Origin of the sequence: Vibrio coralliirubri (assembly GCF_024347375.1) — a bacterium.
Lineage (GTDB): Bacteria > Pseudomonadota > Gammaproteobacteria > Enterobacterales > Vibrionaceae > Vibrio > Vibrio coralliirubri.
The window spans coordinates 747166-768411 of the sequence record NZ_AP025471.1; the positions used below are offsets into that span (position 1 = coordinate 747166).

The 21246-nt window shown below is 44.3% G+C and carries 25 protein-coding genes; 10 read left to right on the forward strand and 15 right to left on the reverse strand.

Features of this window, described 5'->3' with window-relative positions:
• The first annotated feature begins 189 nt into the window (after positions 1-189).
• From napF to OCV20_RS19950, 6 genes are all read left to right on the forward strand, one after another.
• A complete protein-coding gene (gene napF / locus OCV20_RS19925; RefSeq protein ID WP_086775302.1) occupies positions 190-669 on the forward strand; it encodes a ferredoxin-type protein NapF in 480 nt (159 codons plus the stop codon).
• Positions 670-692: 23 nt separating this feature from the next.
• Positions 693-998, forward strand: a complete 306-nt coding sequence (locus OCV20_RS19930) for a chaperone NapD (protein WP_019824440.1) — start codon at positions 693-695, stop codon at positions 996-998.
• A complete protein-coding gene (gene napA, locus OCV20_RS19935; RefSeq protein ID WP_048613540.1) occupies positions 995-3484 on the forward strand; it encodes a periplasmic nitrate reductase subunit alpha in 2490 nt (829 codons plus the stop codon). Before OCV20_RS19930 ends, napA begins: the two co-directional genes overlap by 4 nt.
• Before the next feature lie 125 nt (positions 3485-3609).
• A complete protein-coding gene (locus OCV20_RS19940) occupies positions 3610-4071 on the forward strand; it encodes a nitrate reductase cytochrome c-type subunit (protein ID WP_017062614.1) in 462 nt (153 codons plus the stop codon).
• A gap of 29 nt (positions 4072-4100) precedes the next feature.
• A complete protein-coding gene (locus OCV20_RS19945; RefSeq protein WP_009845456.1) occupies positions 4101-4682 on the forward strand; it encodes a NapC/NirT family cytochrome c in 582 nt (193 codons plus the stop codon).
• A gap of 11 nt (positions 4683-4693) precedes the next feature.
• Positions 4694-4831, forward strand: coding sequence for a TIGR02808 family protein (locus tag OCV20_RS19950; protein ID WP_010430103.1), 138 nt, complete (start codon positions 4694-4696; stop codon positions 4829-4831).
• Between the two features lie 98 nt (positions 4832-4929).
• Here the strand turns inward: OCV20_RS19950 and OCV20_RS19955 are convergent, their stop codons facing one another.
• The 8 genes from OCV20_RS19955 to OCV20_RS19990 form a co-directional block, all read right to left on the reverse strand.
• Complete coding sequence (locus tag OCV20_RS19955) at positions 4930-5772, reverse strand: IS3 family transposase (protein WP_108721729.1); 843 nt, start codon at positions 5770-5772, stop codon at positions 4930-4932.
• A complete protein-coding gene (locus tag OCV20_RS19960; RefSeq protein WP_086774936.1) occupies positions 5769-6278 on the reverse strand; it encodes a helix-turn-helix domain-containing protein in 510 nt (169 codons plus the stop codon). Before OCV20_RS19960 ends, OCV20_RS19955 begins: the two co-directional genes overlap by 4 nt.
• Positions 6279-6387: 109 nt before the next feature.
• On the reverse strand, positions 6388-8214 hold the full coding sequence (gene phaC / locus OCV20_RS19965; protein ID WP_086775960.1) for a class I poly(R)-hydroxyalkanoic acid synthase: 1827 nt from the start codon (positions 8212-8214) through the stop codon (positions 6388-6390).
• A 75-nt stretch (positions 8215-8289) separates the two neighbouring features.
• Complete coding sequence (locus OCV20_RS19970) at positions 8290-8637, reverse strand: phasin family protein (RefSeq protein ID WP_017062616.1); 348 nt, start codon at positions 8635-8637, stop codon at positions 8290-8292.
• A gap of 130 nt (positions 8638-8767) precedes the next feature.
• Positions 8768-9979: an acetyl-CoA C-acetyltransferase gene (locus tag OCV20_RS19975; protein ID WP_086775959.1), complete on the reverse strand. Its 1212-nt coding sequence runs from the start codon at positions 9977-9979 to the stop codon at positions 8768-8770.
• Positions 9980-10005: 26 nt separating this feature from the next.
• Positions 10006-10746, reverse strand: coding sequence for an SDR family oxidoreductase (locus OCV20_RS19980; RefSeq protein ID WP_048613548.1), 741 nt, complete (start codon positions 10744-10746; stop codon positions 10006-10008).
• Positions 10747-10905: 159 nt separating this feature from the next.
• Entirely contained in the window at positions 10906-11826 is a 921-nt protein-coding gene (locus OCV20_RS19985) for an IS5 family transposase (RefSeq protein WP_086773621.1), read from the reverse strand.
• 311 nt (positions 11827-12137) lie between these two features.
• On the reverse strand, positions 12138-12821 hold the full coding sequence (locus tag OCV20_RS19990; RefSeq protein WP_017069149.1) for an SH3 domain-containing protein: 684 nt from the start codon (positions 12819-12821) through the stop codon (positions 12138-12140).
• Between the two features lie 96 nt (positions 12822-12917).
• On the opposite strand from OCV20_RS19990, the gene OCV20_RS19995 reads away from it, so the two are divergent.
• Both OCV20_RS19995 and OCV20_RS20000 read left to right on the forward strand, forming a co-directional pair.
• Positions 12918-13493 (forward strand): hypothetical protein, encoded by a 576-nt coding sequence (locus tag OCV20_RS19995; RefSeq protein WP_086775887.1) that lies wholly within the window; start codon positions 12918-12920, stop codon positions 13491-13493.
• Positions 13494-13762: 269 nt separating this feature from the next.
• Positions 13763-14005, forward strand: a complete 243-nt coding sequence (locus tag OCV20_RS20000) for a hypothetical protein (protein WP_017062621.1) — start codon at positions 13763-13765, stop codon at positions 14003-14005.
• A gap of 170 nt (positions 14006-14175) precedes the next feature.
• On the opposite strand, the gene OCV20_RS20005 is transcribed toward OCV20_RS20000, so the two are convergent.
• Positions 14176-14634 carry an Lrp/AsnC family transcriptional regulator gene (locus tag OCV20_RS20005; RefSeq protein ID WP_086775886.1) on the reverse strand — a complete coding sequence of 153 codons (459 nt, stop codon included), beginning with the start codon at positions 14632-14634 and terminating at the stop codon, positions 14176-14178.
• A gap of 149 nt (positions 14635-14783) precedes the next feature.
• On the opposite strand from OCV20_RS20005, the gene OCV20_RS20010 reads away from it, so the two are divergent.
• Positions 14784-15713: a DMT family transporter gene (locus tag OCV20_RS20010; protein WP_086775885.1), complete on the forward strand. Its 930-nt coding sequence runs from the start codon at positions 14784-14786 to the stop codon at positions 15711-15713.
• Positions 15714-15871: 158 nt separating this feature from the next.
• Positions 15872-16336 (forward strand): hypothetical protein, encoded by a 465-nt coding sequence (locus tag OCV20_RS20015; protein WP_017062624.1) that lies wholly within the window; start codon positions 15872-15874, stop codon positions 16334-16336.
• A gap of 49 nt (positions 16337-16385) precedes the next feature.
• On the opposite strand, the gene OCV20_RS20020 is transcribed toward OCV20_RS20015, so the two are convergent.
• From OCV20_RS20020 to OCV20_RS20045, 6 genes are all read right to left on the reverse strand, one after another.
• Positions 16386-17759, reverse strand: coding sequence for a sensor histidine kinase (locus OCV20_RS20020; protein ID WP_086775884.1), 1374 nt, complete (start codon positions 17757-17759; stop codon positions 16386-16388).
• A gap of 66 nt (positions 17760-17825) precedes the next feature.
• Complete coding sequence (locus OCV20_RS20025; RefSeq protein ID WP_086775883.1) at positions 17826-18557, reverse strand: response regulator transcription factor; 732 nt, start codon at positions 18555-18557, stop codon at positions 17826-17828.
• A gap of 81 nt (positions 18558-18638) precedes the next feature.
• Entirely contained in the window at positions 18639-19319 is a 681-nt protein-coding gene (locus tag OCV20_RS20030; protein WP_086775882.1) for a spondin domain-containing protein, read from the reverse strand.
• A 9-nt stretch (positions 19320-19328) separates the two neighbouring features.
• On the reverse strand, positions 19329-20012 hold the full coding sequence (locus tag OCV20_RS20035) for a spondin domain-containing protein (RefSeq protein WP_086775881.1): 684 nt from the start codon (positions 20010-20012) through the stop codon (positions 19329-19331).
• Positions 20005-20145, reverse strand: a complete 141-nt coding sequence (locus OCV20_RS20040; RefSeq protein ID WP_181949898.1) for a hypothetical protein — start codon at positions 20143-20145, stop codon at positions 20005-20007. Before OCV20_RS20040 ends, OCV20_RS20035 begins: the two co-directional genes overlap by 8 nt.
• 265 nt (positions 20146-20410) lie before the next feature.
• The gene (locus tag OCV20_RS20045) at positions 20411-20752 is read right to left on the reverse strand and encodes a YggL 50S ribosome-binding family protein (protein WP_048606344.1); all 342 of its coding nucleotides are present in this window, start codon (positions 20750-20752) and stop codon (positions 20411-20413) included.
• Positions 20753-21246: the final 494 nt, after the last annotated feature.

Consider the following 21246-nt stretch of genomic DNA (forward strand, 5'->3'; position numbering starts at 1 on the left):
GCTCCATTCAATATGTGATCACTCGCTCCGTAATTTATTGATCTAAGACAATATATGCCCCCAATTAGCCCTTAGGGGGTATTTATACAATTGTTTCTAAAACTACACTACTTGTGAGGACTCATTACAAGATATTAATAGAATAATGGCCTACAATTACAACATCTTAGTAACATCTATAGGTATCTAGTGGTAGATCTATCAAAACGCCGTCTTTTTTCAAGACGAAAAGTTGACACAAGCCAGATTCGCTTGCCTTGGATTGACAGCCTAGAAAGCTTTACAGATGACTGTACTCGCTGCGGTAAATGCATCGAGAGTTGTGAGACTAAGATAATCATTGTAGGCGATGGTGGCTTTCCCACTGTCGATTTCTCTATTGATGAGTGTACGTTCTGCTATCAATGTGCAGATGTTTGTCCCGAACCCATTTTTAAGCCAAAGCAAGGAGAGCCTTGGCAAGCAAAAGCACATATCTCTGATAAGTGTTTAGCGCAACAAAATGTTGAATGCCGAAGCTGTGGTGACATGTGTGAACCTATGGCGATTCAATTTCAACTTAGAGCAGGCAGTGTTGCTCTACCAAAAATCAAGTTAGATGAGTGTAGCGGTTGTGGAGCCTGCGTAGCAGTTTGCCCTACTTCAGCTATTCTTGTGAGTAATGCATAAAACAAAAATAACGAGAGCAATTTATGGCACTAAATGAAGTGCATATATCAAGTTTAGTCGTGCATGTGAGCCCAGAGCATCTAGACGAGATCAAAGCACAAATCGAGCAGTTCGATAATGCAGAGATTTACGGCAGTAGCCCTGAAGGCAAAATCATAGTGGTCCTAGAAACCGAGAACCAAGGTTTTGTAACGGATACCATCGAAGAAATTAATAATATTACGAACGTTTTAGGGACAGCTTTGGTTTATCACCAAATCGAAACTGGACTGGACGAAACGGATTTAGAAACTGGAAGCAACAATTCTCAACTTGAGGGTGAAGTATGAAAATGACAAGACGTGCGTTTGTGAAAGCAAACGCAGCTGCATCAGCGGCAGCCGTTGCAGGTGTAACTCTACCGGCAACTGCAACCAACCTGATTGCTAGCTCTGATCAAACAAAAATCACGTGGGATAAAGCGCCTTGTCGTTTTTGTGGTACGGGCTGTTCGGTACTAGTAGGTACTCAAAACGGCAAAGTGGTTGCGACTCAAGGCGACCCAGAAGCACCAGTAAACAAAGGCCTTAACTGTATCAAAGGTTACTTCCTTTCAAAAATCATGTATGGCAAAGACCGTTTAGAACAACCTCTTCTTCGTATGAAAGATGGCGAGTTCCATAAAGACGGTGATTTCGCACCCGTATCTTGGGACAAAGCGTTCGACGTGATGGCTGAGAAATGGAAAGCTTCACTGAAGAAGAACGGTCCAACAGGTGTTGGTATGTTCGGTTCAGGCCAATGGACAGTAATGGAAGGCTACGCAGCCGTTAAGATGATGAAAGCGGGTTTCCGTTCAAACAACATCGATCCAAACGCTCGTCACTGTATGGCTTCAGCGGTAGGCGCATTCATGCGTACTTTCGGTATCGATGAGCCAATGGGTTGTTACGATGACTTTGAACACGCAGACGCATTCGTACTGTGGGGTTCAAACATGGCAGAAATGCACCCAGTACTATGGACTCGTATTACAGACCGTCGTCTAAGCCACCCACACGTTAAAGTAAACGTACTGTCTACTTACTACCACCGTTCTTTCGAGCTTGCAGACACAGGTTATATCTTCGAACCTCAATCAGATCTAGCAATTGCTAACTTCATTGCTAACTACATCATTCAAAACGATGCGGTTAACTGGGATTTCGTGAATAAACACACGAACTTCAAGCAAGCAACGACAGACATCGGTTACGGTCTGCGTGACGATGATCCACTACAGAAAGCAGCAGCAAACCCTAACTCAGGTGAAATGACTGCTATCTCTTTCGAAGACTACAAAGCGTCTGTTGCTGAATACACAGTTGAGAAAGCGTCTGAAATGTCAGGTGTATCTCAAGAAGACCTTATCAAACTGGCTAAGCAATACGCCGATCCAAACATCAAAGTAATGTCACTTTGGACTATGGGTATGAACCAACATACTCGTGGCGTATGGATGAACAGCCTTGTGTACAACATTCACCTGCTAACAGGTAAGATTTCTACTCCAGGTAACAGCCCATTCTCACTAACTGGCCAACCATCTGCGTGTGGTACAGCTCGTGAAGTTGGTACGTTCTCTCACCGTCTACCGGCAGATATGGTTGTTGCTAACCCTAAACACCGTAAGATTGCAGAAGACATCTGGAAACTTCCAGAAGGCACTCTAAATGGCAAGCCAGGTGCTCACGCTGTTGTTCAAGACCGTATGCTTAAAGACGGTAAGATCAACGCTTACTGGGTAATGTGTAACAACAACATGCAAGCTGGTCCAAACATCAACACTGAACGTCTGCCAGGTTACCGTAACCCAGATAACTTCATTGTTGTTTCAGACCCATACCCTACCGCTACTGCACAAGCAGCTGACCTTATCCTTCCAACAGCAATGTGGATCGAAAAAGAAGGTGCTTACGGTAACGCAGAGCGTCGTACACAAGCATGGTACCAACAAGTGAAAACCGTAGGTGAAGCTAAGTCTGACCTATGGCAAATCATGGAGTTCTCTAAGCGCTTCACTATTGAAGAAGTTTGGGGTGAAGAACTGGTTGCGAAAATGCCTGAGTACCGTGGCAAAACCATGTACGACGTGCTTTACAAAAACGGCAATGTTGATGCATTCCCACTGTCTGAAGCTCAAGAGCTTAACGACGATGCACAAGCTCAAGGTTTCTACGTTCAAAAAGGTCTATTCGAAGAATACGCAGCCTTTGGTCGCGGCCACGGTCACGATTTAGCACCATACGATCGCTACCACCAAGTTCGTGGTCTACGTTGGCCTGTTGTTGACGGTAAAGAAACACTATGGCGCTTTAAAGAAGGTTCAGATCCATATGCTAAGAAAGGATCTGATTGGGACTTCTACGGTAAGCCAGATGGTAAAGCGCTGATCATCAATGCACCATACGAAGCGCCACCTGAAGTACCAAGCGATGAATACGATATGTGGCTATGTACAGGCCGTGTTCTTGAGCACTGGCACACAGGTACTATGACTCGTCGTGTACCAGAACTTTACAAAGCAGTACCGGATGCACTTTGTTACATCCACCCTGCGGATGCTAAAGCTCGTGGTCTTCGCCGTGGTGATGAAGTTCTTATCGAAAACAAACGTGGTGAAGTACGCGTTCGTGTTGAAACTCGTGGTCGTAACCGTCCACCACAAGGCTTGGTATTCGTACCATTCTTTGATGCAAGAATTCTGATCAACAAGTTGATCTTGGATGCAACGGATCCTCTGTCTAAACAGACGGATTACAAGAAGTGTCCAGTTAAGATCACTAAGGTCGCTTAAGGACAATATGTTCTTACCACTTAGCTCGTAGATCTGACGTATTTAATATTGCGACTGCTTTTTTCGTTACTTTTTGAAAGAAGTAGTCCACTCAAAGAATTAGCCTTTAGGCGGAGAAATTAACCATGAAAAAACTGATTACTGCCCTACTATCAGCTGGTCTTTTGCTAGCTGGTGCAGTTCAAGCTGAAGCTGAACTGGATAACCCAGGCGGCATTGGTGGCGTAGAATCTCTACGTGGTGCAAGTGAACTTGAAGCAACTCGCGCAGCAGATGACTTCAAAAAGTTCCCTCGTGACCAAGTACTTGAGAGTGACTACGTATACCAACCACCTCTAGTGCCTCATACTATTCGTAGCTATGAAGTTTCTCTTAACGCTAACAAGTGTCTTTCTTGCCACAGCTGGAAAAACGCAAAAGAAATGGGTGCTACTAAAGTGAGTGTAACTCACTACATGAACCGTGAAGATGCGGTACTTGCAGACGTATCACCTCGTCGTTACTTCTGTCTACAGTGTCACGTACCTCAAGCTAATGCTAAGCCACTAGTTGAGAACGAGTTCAAACCTGTAGATTCACTGCGTTAATCGTAGCCGGACTGTAAGAGAGGCTATATATGATAAAATTACTTAAAGCGTTTTGGAAAAGACTCGCGACACCAAGTAAAGCAGCCGTAGGCGTTGTTTTGTTCTTGGGTTTCTCGGGTGGTCTTTTGTTCTGGGGTGCATTCAACACGGGTATGGAGGCAACCAACACGGAAGAATTCTGTTCTGGCTGTCACGCACCTATCGTTGCTGAAATCCAAGAGACAATTCACTACTCTAACCGTTCTGGTGTTCGTGCTATCTGTTCAGACTGTCACGTACCTCATGAATGGACAGATAAAATTGTTCGTAAGGTTCAAGCATCTAAAGAGCTATACGCACACTTTATTGCGAAAACCATCAATACTGAAGAAAAGTTCAAAGCACGTCGTGCTCACCTAGCGGAACGCGAATGGGCTCGATTGAAGAAGAACGATTCACTTGAGTGTCGTAACTGTCACCAGTTCGATTACATGGACTTCTCAGAGCAGAGCCCTCGTAGTGCGAAACAACACTCGACTGCGCTAGCTTCTGGTGAAAAAACGTGTGTAGACTGTCACAAAGGTATTGCACACAAACTACCAGACATGCACGGCGTTGAAGGCTGGCAATAAGGAGCGATTGAATGAGTACTTTAGAAAGCGTAATTTGGCACATCCTAGGTTACAGCGCTATGCCAGTTATCATTCTTGGCGGCTTCGCAGGTGTTGCAGCCGTATCTCTTTGGATTTTATCTATGGGTAAAGACAAAGAAATCGATTAACAATCGAGATTACATCAACTTCTACCAGATAATTCTGATATGAGTTGATACGAAAAAGCCACTGATTTGAAGTGACCCCGTAAAGTTGGACATTTCTGTTAAGCGGCTTTCAAGGCCTGAGTTCGATATTCTATCGGAGTCAGGCCTTTTAGTTTCACTTTTATACGTTTGGTATTGTAGTACTCGATGTATTCTTTAATCTGCTCTATCAGAGCATCTGCATCTTCAAAGCTTTGGTTGTGATACATCTCGGTTTTGAGTAAAGCAAAAAAGTTTTCAGCAACAGCATTATCCAAGCAGTTACCTTTTCTCGACATGCTTTGCGTTAACCCACTCTCCGCTACCTTTTTCTGATACTGTCGATGGCGATATTGCCAACCTTGATCGCTATGTATAATTGGCTTTGAGTTGGGTTTAAGCGTTGATATAGCTTCCGTCAGCATATCTGTGACAAGCGGCAAGCAGGCATTTTTGGCCACTCTATAAGCAACCACCTCCTGAGTAAACAAGTCGACAACGGGAGATAAGTATACTTTCTGCTCTTTGACTTTGAACTCCGTGACATCAGTTACCCACTTTTCATCGGGTTGAGTCGCACTAAAATCTCTTTCAAGAACGTTGGGAGCAGCTTTTCCTGACTCTCCTCGGTATGAACGATACTTTTTAATCCTGACCGTCGATTTAAGGTTGAGCTGAGCCATAAGCCTTTGAACCGTTTTGTGATTAAGCACGAACCCCTGATTCTTTAGTTCCAAGTGAATACGGCGGTAGCCGTATCGCCCCTTATGTTCATGATAAATTGACTTTATCAACCGCAGCTCACGTTCGTAGCTATTTTGGCGCTTGCTCGTTTGAGCCTGATAATAAAAGACACTTTTTGCCAACTGTAGAGTGTGCAGTAAGTGCTTTAATGGGTACTTGCCTTTAAGAGTTAGAGCTATGACCGCTTTTTCTTTGTTCGACGGTTTTTTTTCTGCTCCAACTCTTCCAACTTTTTTAGAACGGCATTCTCGGTTCGTAAGTAGACCAACTCCTCTTTTAGCTCCTCAAGTGTCATTTCATTATCAGGCTTAGTGGTACGTTGAGGTTGCTGTTTCATTGAGGGTCTTCCTTTCTGGCGCATTTCGAGCCCCTTGATACCGAGCTCATTAAATCGTTTAAGCCAGACAGAGAGTATTCCAGGGGATGAGAGGTTTAATACAGCGCTAGTGTGCGTGAGAGACCATTCATTCGTCCACATTAAATTCAATGCTTTTCGTTTTGTTTGAGCAGTCGCGGCATGATTAGTTGGTAAAAATGAATCAGTACCATGGATGGCAAAGACTTGAGCCCAATACCGTATCTGCCTTGAAGAAATTGAATATTGTTTTGCTAAGTAGAGAGATGACGTGCCATCTAAGTATTGCTTAGCAATGATACATTTTAGCTCTCGGCTATATTTGGACATAAAAAGACCCCCAATAATTGGTGTCCAACTATTGGGGGTCAGTTCACTTTCAGTGGCTTTTTTATTATCTGACGTTGTGTATCTTTATTATCGAATGTGACTTAACGCCCTAAGCTTCGTTTTCTGGCGCTTCTTTCTCTGCGGTCTCTTTATCAACCTGCTCTTGATCGACAATCGGCAGCACCTGTTTTACATAGTTGCCTGGCGCTTTGCCAATCACAGGATTAAGCTCTGAGCCTTGATTGAAAGGTTCGATTTTTTCTTCAGTTTCAAAAGCTTGTAGCCACTGATTCCAGTGTGTCCACCAAGACCCCTCATTGTGAGTCGCATTAGTTAGCCACTCGTCCGCCGAGTCATCTAGGTTGTCATTCAGCCAGAACCCGTACTTCTTCTTATCTGGGTGGTTAACAATACCCGCAATATGACCAGATTCACCAAGCACGAACGTCTTGTTGCCACCGGTATTCAAGGCACCACGGTAAGTCCCCTGCCAAAGCGCGATATGATCTTCTTTGGCTGAAATGAAGTAGCTTGGTATTTTTATCTTATTGAGATCAATCCAAACACCGCCCACTTTCACGCCTTTGTCTTGAACCAGTTTGTTTTCTAGATAAAGCTCTCGCAACAAGAAGTTATGACACTTGGCCGCCACGTTTGTACTGTCACTGTTCCAGTACAGAAGATCAAACTCCATCGGGCTGCTGCCTTTGAGGTAGTTATCAATGTAGTAGTTCCAGTACAGACTGTTTTCACGAAGCAAACTGAACGTCACGCTCAATGAGCGACCATCCATATAGCCTTTGCCATCGTTCTGCTTCTCGATCGCGTTAATGATCGTTTCGTTGATATACGCGCCCACCTCACCCGGCTGCGAGAAGTCCAACAAGGTGGTAAAGAAGGTCGCTGTTTTGATGCGCTTTTTCATGCGTTTCGCAGCGTAGTAAGCCACCGTCGAAGCCAACACCGTGCCGCCAATACAGTAACCCGCCGCATTGATTTGCTCTTTACCTGTGATGTCTTCAATCGCAGCAACGGCTTTAACCACGCCTTCCGTGACATAATCACCAAACTCAGTGTCTTTCTGCGCTTCACCTGGGTTGCGCCAAGACATCATGAATACGCTATGTCCTTGCTCAAGTAACCAGCGCACCATCGAGTTCTTCTCACGAAGGTCAAGAATGTAGTACTTATTGATGAACGGCGGAACGATCAACAAAGGCGTCGCGTTAACCTGCGGTGTCTTTGGATGATACTGAATCAGCTCAAACAGCTCGTTTTGAAAGACAACATCACCTTCAGTGTTCGCAACATCTACACCCAATCGGAAAGCGTTGTTGTTTGTCATGCGGATCTTGAGTATATCGGCGCTTGCTTCAACGTCTGCTTGTAACTGTTCTAACCCATCGAGAAGGTTTTCACCATTTCGCTCAAGCGTCAGTTTCATCAACTCTGGGTTAGTCGCAATAAAGTTGCTTGGAGAAAGTGCATTGATTGCCTGACGAGAAAAGAACGCCACTCGCTCTTTGGTTTTTTCGTCAATACCTTCGATCGAGTTGATGGTGTCGATATAGCTTTTACTGAATAACAAATAGGATTGTTTGATAAAGCTGTAGAACGGGTCGTTTTTCCACGCTTCATCAATAAAGCGCTTGTCGCTGCGGTCTTCTGAGATAACACTCTCGGTGTTGCCCATCAGCGCGGCATTCTGCCAGATCTTAAGTTGCTGTTCCCACCATTGAGATTGTAACTGAAGCAGAACGGCGGGTTGGTTGGCGGCTTGCACGAAGATTTTTGATGCATCATCAAAGTTCAATTCTTGCATCGCTTGGTTTAGGGGAGATTGCGCGGCTTCCTTGTTTTGTTCAAAGCTGTCCCACCATTGCTGGTTCGTTTGTTGAAGTTTAACAAGGTAGTCCGAAAAGAAGTGTTGAAACATAACATGACTCCAATAATCGGAAAATCGCCACCGAGCCTCACAGTAAATATTGCGCTAACTCGATGGCGATTAAATTTATGCAGGTGTAACTGTTTTCAAGTTTTCAGTTGTTAGTGTTTCAACATCTTCTTTGAACTCTTTTGCAGCAGCTTGCATTTTTGAGCTATCACTCATCATCTGTTGAGACAATTGAGTTAGCGCTGCTAGTTGCTGGCTGTTGAACGCCGTTAGGCTAGTCACGTCTTTGATTTCAGTCACTGCTTTCATTTGCGCTAGACCCATGTTCGTGTAAGTCTGCATTGCATTCATTTGCAGTTCTGTCATCGTTTGGACGTTCTTTGCAACCAACTTGTTGAACTTTAAGTACGGTTCAAATTGCTTTTCAGTTTGGTCAGTAATTGTTTTGAAAATATCCGTGTACATAAGTAACTCCTGATGAATACATAGTTTAATAAATTTGTGTCACTATCGTTTCAGCCAACGCTCATCGATTAACTCACGATGCTTTGAAAAGCTGATCCGATATTTAAGCTTGCTACCGATATATCAGGCTCTAACCTTCAATACCTTTTAGCAAAACAGCGGTTCCCATTCCTCCACCCACACAGAGTGAAGCAACGCCATAAGTCGTTTTCTGTTCAAGCATTTCATGGATGAGTGAAACAATAATTCGATTACCTGACGCACCTAAAGGGTGGCCAAGTGCGATTGCACCACCATTCACATTGACCTTTGGCTTGAACTCATCAAGTGGTAAGTCATGCTGCTCTGACAATTGGTACATTACGCCAAGAGCTTGTGCTGCAAACGCTTCATTCAATTCAAACAAATCTACTTCTTCTAGAGTGAGATTCGCCTTATCAAGCGCTTTAGATACTGCTTCTACTGGTCCTAGCCCCATAATCTTTGGGTCCAAACCTGACTGTGCGTAGCTGGTCAGTTCCACTAAAGGTGTTAGACCATATTTCGCTACCGCCGACTCAGACGCTAAGATGATTGCGCTCGCGCCATCATTGATGCCCGAAGCGTTACCTGCCGTAACAGACCCTTCACGGTCAAAAGCTGGACGAAGCTTTTGCAGACCTTCGAATGTCGCGTCTGACTTCGGATACTCATCGGTATCAAAAGTGACGGTTTGTCTGCGCTGCTTAACTTCTACAGGCACGATTTGCTCGTTAAACTTACCCGCTTCAATCGCAGCAACGGCTTTCTGTTGGCTTTCTAAAGCATAGTTATCTTGTGCTAGGCGCGAAATATTCAACGTGTTCGCGATATTCTCAGCGGTCATGCCCATGTGGTAATGATTAAACGCATCGGTTAAGCCATCACCAACCAGTAAGTCTTTCATTGAGATGTCACCCATTTTGTGACCATTACGAACGCTCGCTGGTACCACAAAAGGAATTTGGGACATCACTTCAACGCCAGCAGCAATAACCACTTCAGCATCTTGTGCTTTGATGTGCGCCGCTGCGTCCATCACTGATTTCATGCCGCTTCCGCAAATCATGTTCACACCGTATGCTGGTGTTTCTTCAGGAAGCCCTGCATAGATGGAAGCCTGACGAGCAACCCCCATGCCTTGACCTGCCGAAATCACGTTGCCGACGATCACTTCATCGATCGCATCTAACGAAATATCGACAGACTCAAGTGCACCTTTGATCGCAACGCCAGCCAGCTCACCCGCAGCTACGTTTTTTAGCGACCCGGTAAATGCACCAATAGGAGTGCGCTTAGCCGCAACAATAAATACTTTTTCCATCATTCCAATCCCTTCAGTTTCGACAATTAGTGCATGTACAAGCCGCCATTCACAGACAATGTTTCGCCTGTAATGTACGCGCCAGATTCACTCGCTAAAAAGCCCACTGCGTCTGCAATTTCAACAGGTGTCGCTAAGCGTTTCATCGGGATTTGGTTCTTGATTGAATCCAGTACTTCAGGCTTCATTTGCTCAACCATAGGCGTTGCTGTGTAGCCAGGAGCAATTACGTTCACGGTTACGCCGCTACGAGCGCCTTCCGCAGCCAATGCTTTAGAGAAACCAATCATTCCAGCTTTTGCTGCCGAGTAGTTAGTTTGTCCAAATTGGCCTTTAAGACCATTGACGGAAGAGATGTTGATGACACGGCAGTTACCCTTTTCACACATAGGAGCGAACAAAGGTTGAGTCACGTTGAACAAACTGTTTAAGTTCGTTTCGATAACCTCTTTCCACGCTTCGGCATCCATCTTTTTAAAGACGCTATCACGTGTAATACCTGCGTTATTGACTAGAACATCCACCGTGCCTTCTTCTTCTAACAACTTGCTTAAGCTCAGCGCACATTCCGCAGTATTGGTAACATCTAATTCAAACAATCTCACTTGATCTTCGGTGAATTGTTTTTCGTTAAACCAATCCAAGGCACATTGGTAATTTCCAGTAAAATAAGTCGCGATAACACGATAGCCGTCTGCAACTAATTTAGAAGAAATTGCTGAGCCGATACCGCCTTTTGACCCTGTAATTAAAGCAAGCTTTTTCATTAATGGTTCCATCCCTTACAAGCAATTAAATAACAATGATGTTAATAAGATAATGTCTTAGTTGATAATTAAAATTTACGTTTTGCTTTAATTAAACCCTACAGCGGCTTTGTTGCGTAATTAAATTTAGAGATAGAGCCAACCCGTTTCGCTTGTTTCTTAGTCAATACGACAAGTTTCAGGCATACCTAACCCAGTAAGCTTGTTCAACGCTTTTATCATCGCGTAAGTTTCACCCACCTGGGCATTGTAATTTCTTAAGCTCAGTTTCCCTCCTAGCAACTGTTTAACTCGATACATCGCTGTTTCTGAGAGTGAACGTTTGTGGTATCCATACCGCTCTTTCCAATACTTATTTGAGTCGTATAATTTCTGGCAACCCACGGCGAAATTTCGAGGGTGACCACGCTCCCAGAAGGCAGCCCCTTCTCTTGGGGGAATAAGCGCAATAGCTCCCTTAATCTTAATAGCAGCGTGACACGCTCTCGTGTCGTAAGCGCCATCACCAGACACCTCAAGGATACTTCGGCGTGTTTGTTTCAGTAAGTTCGGGAGTACTTCTCCATCTGTAACCGTCGATAAACTTAGCTCGGCGGCAATGATCTCATGAGTGTTGGTATCGACTGCAATATGCAGCTTTCGCCAGACTCTACGCTTGCCATCCGTCCCATGTTTTTTGACTTTCCATTCACCTTCGCCATAAACCTTAAGGCCAGTAGCATCAATGGCTAGGTGCTGTATCGCTCCTCTCGTTTTAGTCTTAAATGAAACCTCAACTTGCTTGGCTCTACGACTGATGCAGGTGTAATGCGGACAACTTAACGGTACATGGGCTAACCTAAATATCGAGTCGATAAATCCTTGCAGCGCTCTCAATGGCATAGAAAAAACTCGTTTGACCATGAGTGCTGTCGTGATAGCTAAATCACTGAACCGACGCGGCCTACCGCGCTTATTCTGTTTGCTTTGCGCCCATCCGCTTATTGCTTCTTCATCAATCCAAAAAGTCAGAGAACCACGGTTAATGAGTGATCGGTTGTATTGCTTCCAGTTGGTTGTTTTATAACGAGGCTTAGGCATAGGACTACGAGATAGAGTGGAGGTAGCTGATCAGATCGTAGGTTCTTGATTTAGTTCCATTGAATTACGCAACAAAGCCTCTCTAAGCTTGTTTCAAGAATAATGCAATGTGGGAATTTGAAATGATTGATCACGAGAATAATAACAAATCTCTTATTAGAAATTAATAAATGGTTCCTAATGGTTCTATATGATCTTCAATATAATTAACGTTCTAAATGGGGAAGATGAGCATTATGAATAGACAAAAAAGCCCACTCAATCTATGAGTGGCCTTAAGTAAATAGCATTAATAAATTGAGCGTGGGATCTTACTTCGTAAATATTTCATTTGTATTTACATCAAGATAAATTTTGTTTTCAAGGGACAACCCACCACAATAAATAAAATAAACATCTCGATTGCTGTACTTAACAGATTTCACCCACCCGCCTAATTCTTCAAAATCACTTGGGGCACACTCCCCCTCAGAGATCAGTTTAGCCACCGAATTACGGAATTTTTCTTGATGGATCTTGAGATCATCAGACTTAACCAAATAGGAATCCAATATCTCTTTGCTTTCTTTTTCCGAAATAATGACTTCATCATTCGATAAGCCTGACATAGAGACCCATTCCGCCGTCTGTGGGCCGCCTTCTTTAAGGACTATATAGTCTGAGATACGTGCCCATTCGCCTTGTTTCTCGAGTACCACCACCTTTTCCCCTTTATAGAGGTAATCTGTTATCAAGCCATCAATTTCAGGTTGCTCGACCACTTCAAGCTTTCTCTCCAAAACGTAAAATTCCGTCTGCTCGGGTTCAGGCTGAAGATCCATGATGGGTACAAGGTCAGATTCAGATTGCTCGGTAGCTTCTAACGCCGGCTCTTCCGTTTTCTCTTGTGGGATTGGGTCTTTATTCATGACCAAGAAGTAGTATGCCGCTCCTCCCCCTCCGCCCAATATCAACAACACAAGTAAAGCGATCAGCGCTTTTTTCATCAAATCCACCAGCTCTTCCGTTATAGGTATGTCTCAAGTGTACATCAACTCATGCTGCTGCTCATCTATACTCTCAATAGAGCGCACGGTAAGTAGAGGAAAGTCATGAGTTTTTGGGGGAAGGTTATCATTGTAAGCGTAACTTTGAGTGCCAATGTCGCTCTAGCGAATCATTGTGACCGTGAAAACTGGCAAACACTGTTGGATCGTCAGCTCTCTTTTGAAGGTCGCTATAATCAGTACACCAAAGAGTTCAACCAAGTTCTATCAACCTACGAATCACAAACATTGTTATCTAAACACTTTAATGAAGAGCAGATCATTGAGCTTTGGGCAAAGTACGAAGAAAGGTTTAATGTGCAGCTCAATAGTCATATGAATACCGCGTATGACGTCTCCGAGGTTTTGTTACAACAGGCGTATGTTGTGTCTAGTGAACTTGAAGGCGCTGACTCTCTAGCGTATTCATGGCAAGCCGTCGCCAAACACTGCACCAAAGCAAAACTCCCACGCCAGGCAGAAAGCGCGCAGGTGCACGTCCAAAGCTCACAATCACTCTCCCGAGATCTCCATACACTCAGTGAAAAATTCCGTCAGCTGTCTTCAAAATACCGCAGAGAAGCGACGATGATTGATGAAGCGCGCCACATAAACCAACCAGTAAACGATGCATCAAACTGAAATCACCATTAGATTCTCTCACTCGTTCGACTGGACTTTTCCGATAAATATGCTCAATCCCATTCATAATATTCCAAGAACTCGTTAATCAAAGCTTTATCAATAGGTTGTAAAAGTAATGTGCTATCTATCAACAATGAAGTTCAATTTCCGACCAATGCAAGCGAGTATGTGAGATATTCATCACAAAATAGATTTACAAACGCCAGAAAATTGTTATCATGAATCTTCATATAACTTAATAACAAGAAACATTTTGGCTAGGTAATATGCAAAAGACTATGGCTTTCAACTGCTTGAGTAACACGGAATGGACTGCAGAGATAAGAGGTAAACTTTTATCTGTAGCTAAACACATGGAAGAGTTCGGTTCAGTAAGTGAGCTAGAGCTATGTAAGATATTTGGAGAGACAATTTGGAATGACGGCGTGGATTATCATTCACACGCTTTTTCATTCAGAATTAATGCACAAACTGGGGATTGTTCAATCTCTAACTTTAAGTATCACTAAGTTTTGCACCTATCATATACGGAGTACCTTTCACGAGGTGCTCCGTTTTTTATTGCCTGAAACCTGACACTTAATGGATGATTTTTGACATTGACCGCACTTCTACTTCACGAGTAAACCATTTCGTTTTCAGCTCATTCTACCGCCGTGTTACTGCTCTGGTTTTTGGCCTAATCGGTGTAAATTGGCAGTGGCGCGTTGCCTTTTACTTGTCTTATCGCAAGGTGGGTATGAATATCTTTCACGTTAGAGAGCCTTTGAAGTTTTCTTGTAAATGCCTCGTAGGCCATCAAGTTCGGGCTAACCACTTCTAGCAAATAGTCATAAGCCCCAGATACAACGTGGCAACTGATCACCTCCTCCATCTCTACAACAGCCGCTTCAAACTTATCTATCGACACTTCTTGGTGGTTGTTTAGGCTCACCTCAACAAACACACTCATTGCGATGCCGACCTGTTCTCGTGACAAGCTCACGCGATAACCGTCAATAATGCCCTTTTCTTCTAGCCTTTTGACTCGTCTTGCACAAGGTGAAGGTGATAACCCCACTTCATTAGCAAGTTCAGCCGTGGTTAACCTGCCATCTTTTTGTAGCAGTTCGAGAAGATGTCTATCAATTCTATCCATAGTAAATACCGAAAATTAGTTAAATCCGTTAATTATCTGGTGAATGTTAGCAGAAATCATCAACGACAGTTCAAGTTGAACCAAAACTTGCCAACCTGTGGCACACCAACTGTTCCATAATGAGTCATCACCCACTCTCCTTCTATATTATGAATCTTGGCTACTTATCTATTACTGTCACCCTACTCATTTGGGCGAGCTTTTTCCTGTCTCTTAAAGGCGGCGCAAATTCAGATTTAACACCTGCCGATATCGCTCTCACAAGATTTCTCATACCGGCTTTGGTGTTATTGCCTTTGATGTGGAAAGCACGCAGCACGATTGCCGTCGTCCCCAAACGGTATCTAACGGGTATGTTCGTAGGTAGCGGGTTACCTTATCTGCTCGTTGCGGGAACGGCGATGCAGTTTGTTCCGGTATCACATGGCAGTGCTCTTGTTCCCGGCACGCTCCCTCTGTTCGTCACTGGAATTGCGGTACTCTTTTTTAAGCAGCCACTCAGCCGACACCGTGTTGTTGGTTTAGGTTTGGTTTTGCTCGGCATACTGTTGTTTTTGGGGAGTAGCTTAAGCAGCTTCAACTTTGAATACACCAAAGGTCATTTGTTGTTTTTATGCGGAAGCTTAATGTGGGCGATGTTCACCATCTCAGCCCGTGTCGCTAATCTTAATGCGTTAGTCAGTGCCGGTTTTATTTCTCTCTGTTCTACTTTGCTGTTACTCGTCCTAATCCTGACTGGAACCCTCCCAAGCCACCTAATGGACACACCAATCGCTAATTGGCCCTTCACGGAGCTTGCCGTTCATTCAGCAGTGCAAGGCGTTGGGGCGGGTTTAATCGCGGCGTTCACTTACCTTTATGCGGTTAATACCTTAGGGGCTGAACGCTCTGCCGCTTTTGGCAGTGCAACACCCGCAGTGGCGACCTTGTTGGCGATCCCACTATTCAACGAGATTCCTGATGCGATGACTTGGCTCGCCCTTGGTTCGATTTGCATCGGCAGTTTGGTCGCGAGCAACATATTCATGAGAAACGACCAGTCTATGCAGTATCAACCGCCAAGCCATAGCAAAGCCTGATACTGCGTTCAAACCTAAATACAGTTCCCCTAAGCATCGATTTTAGGGCTTGTAGTACACAGATAAGCCTACAAACGTAGGCTTATCTAAAATCTGCTTTTTCTGAGCTCGCTTCTCCATTAAACTGTCCGACCTTTTTGCAGATCCAAGAGAACACCATGCAACGCGACTACACCTTAAATTGCTTAATCACCATGCCTCGCCATGAACTAGAAGAATTTAGTTTAAGAATGATTCATCGCCTTGTTCCTGAAGATGCAATGACGGAATTGTTTACGTTTGAGCAAGAAGAAGTTACCAGCGAAGAACGCATGCAATCAGCAAAATTTGACGCAATGCTTCGAATGACCGCTATCGCGCTTGGTGAAGTGAACCTAGCCTTCTCTGAGTCGGATAACTCGCAACAGAACATCGAGCGAATGACTCGCCTACTCCTTTGGCACTTCTACTCAATTTCTTTCAACCTTGAAGAAGCAATCGCAATCGAAGTGCACTGTGAAAAAGTTGAGAAGATCTTAAAAAACGCACCTAAAGATGCGTTTGGCTGGGTTAAAGAATTAACTGAGCTACTTCACTTTTACGCGAAAGTGAACGAAGGTAACGAAGACAGTAAAGACGCTTAACGTTACTTCTACGCAAGAACACATCAAGCTAAACCGAAGGCAGACAGAGCTATACCGATGGCAAGTAAAAGCTTTGCTGGAAGGAGTTCTCTGCCTTTGTTGTTTCTAGCACGCTGTGATGTAACATCAGTATCGACTGCGCGATTTTAGTGCCAATACCTAACGAGCCGTTTGGCGCTTCTTGTTCAACCTCATTATGAATCACCACCTTCAGCCGTTTGGAATCCGCTTCAAAACCAACATCTAACGACACCGCGGTGCCACTTGGGCTATGCCTCAATGCATTATCTAAAAGATTCAAAATCAACCTCTCAAGCAGATCATTGTCACCCACAGCCTTGATTCCATTAGGCATATTAACGTTCAACTCAACATTCTTATGGCGATACTGGCTTTGAATCGTTTCTAAACATTCGCTCATTAGCACATTGAAATCGATTGAAGCGTATTGATATGTGGGTACCGGATTATCATTCTTGGCGCTATCTAACAGCGAATGGAGCTGTTCAGACAACTTGTTGCCGTTACGGTAAGCAACGTCAATTAATGGGTCTGATTGCGGGTTTTGAATCTTCCACGTTTCTAGATACCCCAATACACTCGACAATGGCGTTTTTAAATCATGACTGAGCTGTAATAAGCTTTGTCTGCGGTGTGATGACTGATATTCAAGTTGCAAAAATTGCTGTTGAATGTGCTTCGCCATCAACTGATACGAGCGTGCAATCGGCACCAATTCTGGTACTTGATGAATAAAGTTCGGATCCAATCGAAAATCTTGCTCTGCTTGCTGTTGCAACTTGTTGGTTACGGCTTCTATTGGGTTTAACAGGCTACGTTTGACCAACAGATAAGCCCCAACCGCAAAACCTAGGATAGAGATAAGCATGAGCCCTGCTAGCGCAATGTATGGCGTGTCGACCTGCGAATTGGCAATCACGGTGTGGCGATTACTGCCGATCAAAACGTACAGATAGCCAACGGTCGAACCTAGCTCTTCAATCGCTGCTACGGAAAACACCTTACGAGCCCCGGGATTGATCGGATCTTCCCCCAGAATGGGATAAGGCTCGTCGTTTAAAAACTGTTGAATGGGCGCTAAGTCTATCTGGTTGGCTAACACAGTGCCTTCTGGCGCAGCATGAGTCGTAATTTTTCCCTGACTGTCGAGGAAATAGATATCGAAATCTGGCCCTATTAACATCAAAGTGTGGAATATGGATTTGAGCGCTTTAGGGTTGTAGTCGGTGCCAATCATCAAAGGATTATCATCGCGCATGTGAACCGCGAGCTCTTTGTGTAAGCTCTGTTTAGTTCTCTGCTCTATGGTCTCTTTCTGCCAATTATAGGTGTAGGCAATCACCACACTCACGAGCAGAAACCACAAACTGGTGAACAACACTAAACGCGATTTGAAACTCATGTTCTCTCCTCGATGGCTCTTAGGTCTTACTGGCCTTTTAGTAAACTTCGGGCGCGACACATATGCCTAAGCTTTTGACTCAAACTTATAGCCAACACCCCAAACGGTTTTAATGAAATCATCATCACTATTCGGCATCGCAAGCTTGGTTCTTAGACGGTTGACTGTGCTACACACGGTATGGTGATAGCCAGAGTGATGAGTATTCCAAACATGATCGAGCAGCTCGTCTTTGCTATACACACGTCCCGGACGGGTTGCTAAGAAATGAAGTAAGGTAAACTCGGTAGCAGTCAGCGGTACGTCTTGGTTATTGAGTGACACCTGATGGCGTTCAGGTTGAATAGTGAGCCCACCAAAATTCATAATCGATTCTGCTGCCACAACCTCTTGAGTCGCTGATTCGACATGGCTTAAACGGCGAAGCACGTTCCTCACTCTTGCTTGAAACTCGAGAACGCTGAAAGGTTTCGTTATGTAGTCATCAACACCGGCTTCTAAGCCTGACACTTTATCTAGCTCAGCATCCCTTGCGGTGAGCATGAGTACTGGCGTCCAATCCTCTTGCTGACGCAACATTCGACAGAAATCGAGTCCATCACCGTCTGGTAAGCCACGATCCAGTACGATCAAATCGAAATGACCCTCTTTATAGAGCGCCTGAGCCTTTTCAATCACATTAGCTCTGATTACGTTATGCCCTTGGAACTTAAGATGCATCTGCACCAGTTCAGCCAAGTCGTCATCGTCTTCAACCAACAATATGTTTGCCATCAAATTTACCGCAGCACTATTCATGATCCCTGCTCTATTCTGAGTCTGCCCACCTTTCAATTGACCGGAACAGAGCAGGAATTCTTTCATCGTGCTTTCAACCTGTTACTCAGTTCGAGTAATGGTGATTCTTGCACCGGGGTTAAGGAAGCGATGATTGGCACTTAAAGTAGAAGTCGTAAGGCCGTCATCTTGGCTGATTACGCCAGAGTGGAAACTCACTACATCGGTATCGTCTCGTGTGGTATTAAAACCTTCACCACCGCCTGCTGGTCCCGGAATGGTTGCAGCAAGCTCATCGTTCAGTTCAGTTCCCGAATCCCAAACATTCATGTTCATCGTAAAGGTGTCACCCACCGCCAAGGACTTGAGCGATAAACCGGATTCGCCGACAAACGCATCATTGGTATTCACCAACATTGAAGCAACTGAGATATACCCTTCTTGATTTGGGTCGACACGAATAGACACCGTGTCTTGCTCACCTGAAAGAATCAGCCCATTGCCTGAGATGCCCTGATATACATTTGCGTCACTTTCACTGAGCGCAAGCAATTGTGCATTGCTGCCCCCTTCCGCCAAGTATTCAAGATCGACAGAAGCACTTTGCCCAATTTCAAACAGGTCAAAATTCGTATTGTGAGTCAACACCGCGAGTGGTGACATTGGTTGATTAGGGGTGAGGTTAGTAACACTCACATCATAACGATAGTAATCGTCGTCATCGTCCGGACAACCCGCTAACACAGCTACTGATGCAGCGATAAATAGAATTCTAGCTTTCATACATCCCCCTTACTTCACAACAATGGTGATAGTTGCAACAGGGTTTAACCAACGATGACTACTGCTATCGAGGTCACTGATGCCGCCCGCCGCATCACTATCACCAATGTTACCCGGATGAATATGAACCTTAGCGTTTGATACTGCCGTTTCTACACCTGTACCACCAGCACCAAAGGTAATGAATGGAGGGTTCGGCATGCTGCCCGCCAGCTCATCATTGGCTTCTGTACCCGCGTCATAACCATTTAGAGTCGCTTTGTAGGTGCCCGCTTGAGTTGGGATTTTCCAGCTATCTAGACCAACAAAGCCGTCGTTAGTCGGCAGCAGCATGGCACCCAATGATAGGTACTCTAAATCGCCAGTACTGATATCAAACGTAGTTGCGACACCCGGATTGAGAATTCCGGCCGCTGGATTCTCCACCACCACGCCTCCCGCGTTGGCAATGACACCAGATAAACCTGAAATATCGCCACCTTCGGCCATGGATTCTAGTTCCGCAGAAGCCGTTTCACCCGTTCTAAACATGAACAAGCTTGAGTCATGAGCTGCTGCTAAGATAGGCGTAAAGTAGATCCCTTTCGTTGCATTAGTGACAGTGATTTCAAGCTCAGCAGCCTGAACTTGAGCCGCTCCGAAGGCCAGCATAGCCAAGCTGATCACTAAGCTGATTTGAGTACGTTTATTCATTTTGATTCCATCCTTTATCGAGTCCTATCGTTGCCAACAAAACGAGTAACAGCGATATACCGTTACCTTTGCCAGAACGAACTGTGGTGTTGTTGACTCTAAGAATGGCGATCAAATCTATCAGCAACTTCATTGAATTCTCATAAAACTCTCACAAGTTTATCCAAACTTATCACTGCCAATAAAATAGCGGTAAGGTATTAATATTTAAGCGAAAAGTATCAATTCATTATTTGCTTAGTAAGGGGTAGAAAAGAAGGTAAAGAATAGAAATAGAGCGAGTTAAGCGCAAAAAGGCCGAATCGATTTACCGATTCGGCCTTTATTCTGGCGTACTGTTGTTACTCTTTCATAAACCGTATTTGGCCTTTCAATCGAGCTAACAACACAACATCAAATTAGAACGCGTAATTTGCGTCAATCAATTCGCTAACTTCCACTTTGCTTACTTCAGCACGAGCTTCAAGCCATTGTGCAACTTGCAGTTGTTCTGCTTCTGTTACTGAACGGTAGCGCTCAATTGAGCATAAGAAACCTTCAAACAGCTCAAGGCCGCCGCCACCAAAGCACAGACCGATGCTGTCGATGAAATCAATGAATTCGTCAATGAACACATCGTATTGGTCAAAATCAGCAATCGAAGTCTTGCAGCTTACTTCAAAACCCAGAATCGCGAATTCACCTAGGTATAGCTTTTTGCGTAGGCGGCGATTTTTGTTTTCGATTTTATCTAATTTCATAACTGTCTCTCTTTTCGTTTGATAAAGCATTTATACACAGTTCTCCCCTAATCCCCAAGAGTTTTGTATTGCACGAGAGTGTTAATGGCAAAATTCGTGCTACAGAAACAAAATCTTAATCAAATCTATAAAAATCTGTCACTTAACTGCTTCACGATTAGTCACACATTGACCAAACTTATTAACTCATTAGTTAGGGCGTGTTGATCTTTCGAGCTGATTTTTGCAGCGAGTTGCTGGGTATTTATACAAGGCAGAGGCGTCGATATGTAGCTAGCCTACATGAGAAGCCGATAACGTAGTAGAAATGACCAGCAAACGCTGCCCGAAGGGTTCGGCTAAAAGCGTTTTACTCTTTGTTGAGGGGGATTTGCTTAGAGTGACTAGGCTACTTCCCCCTCGCCGCGATTAAAACGCTTTCATCTCGAACAAAATTTAACCACGAAAGGTCAACACGCCCTTGTAACTGGGTTAGTCATGAATAACGAATAATA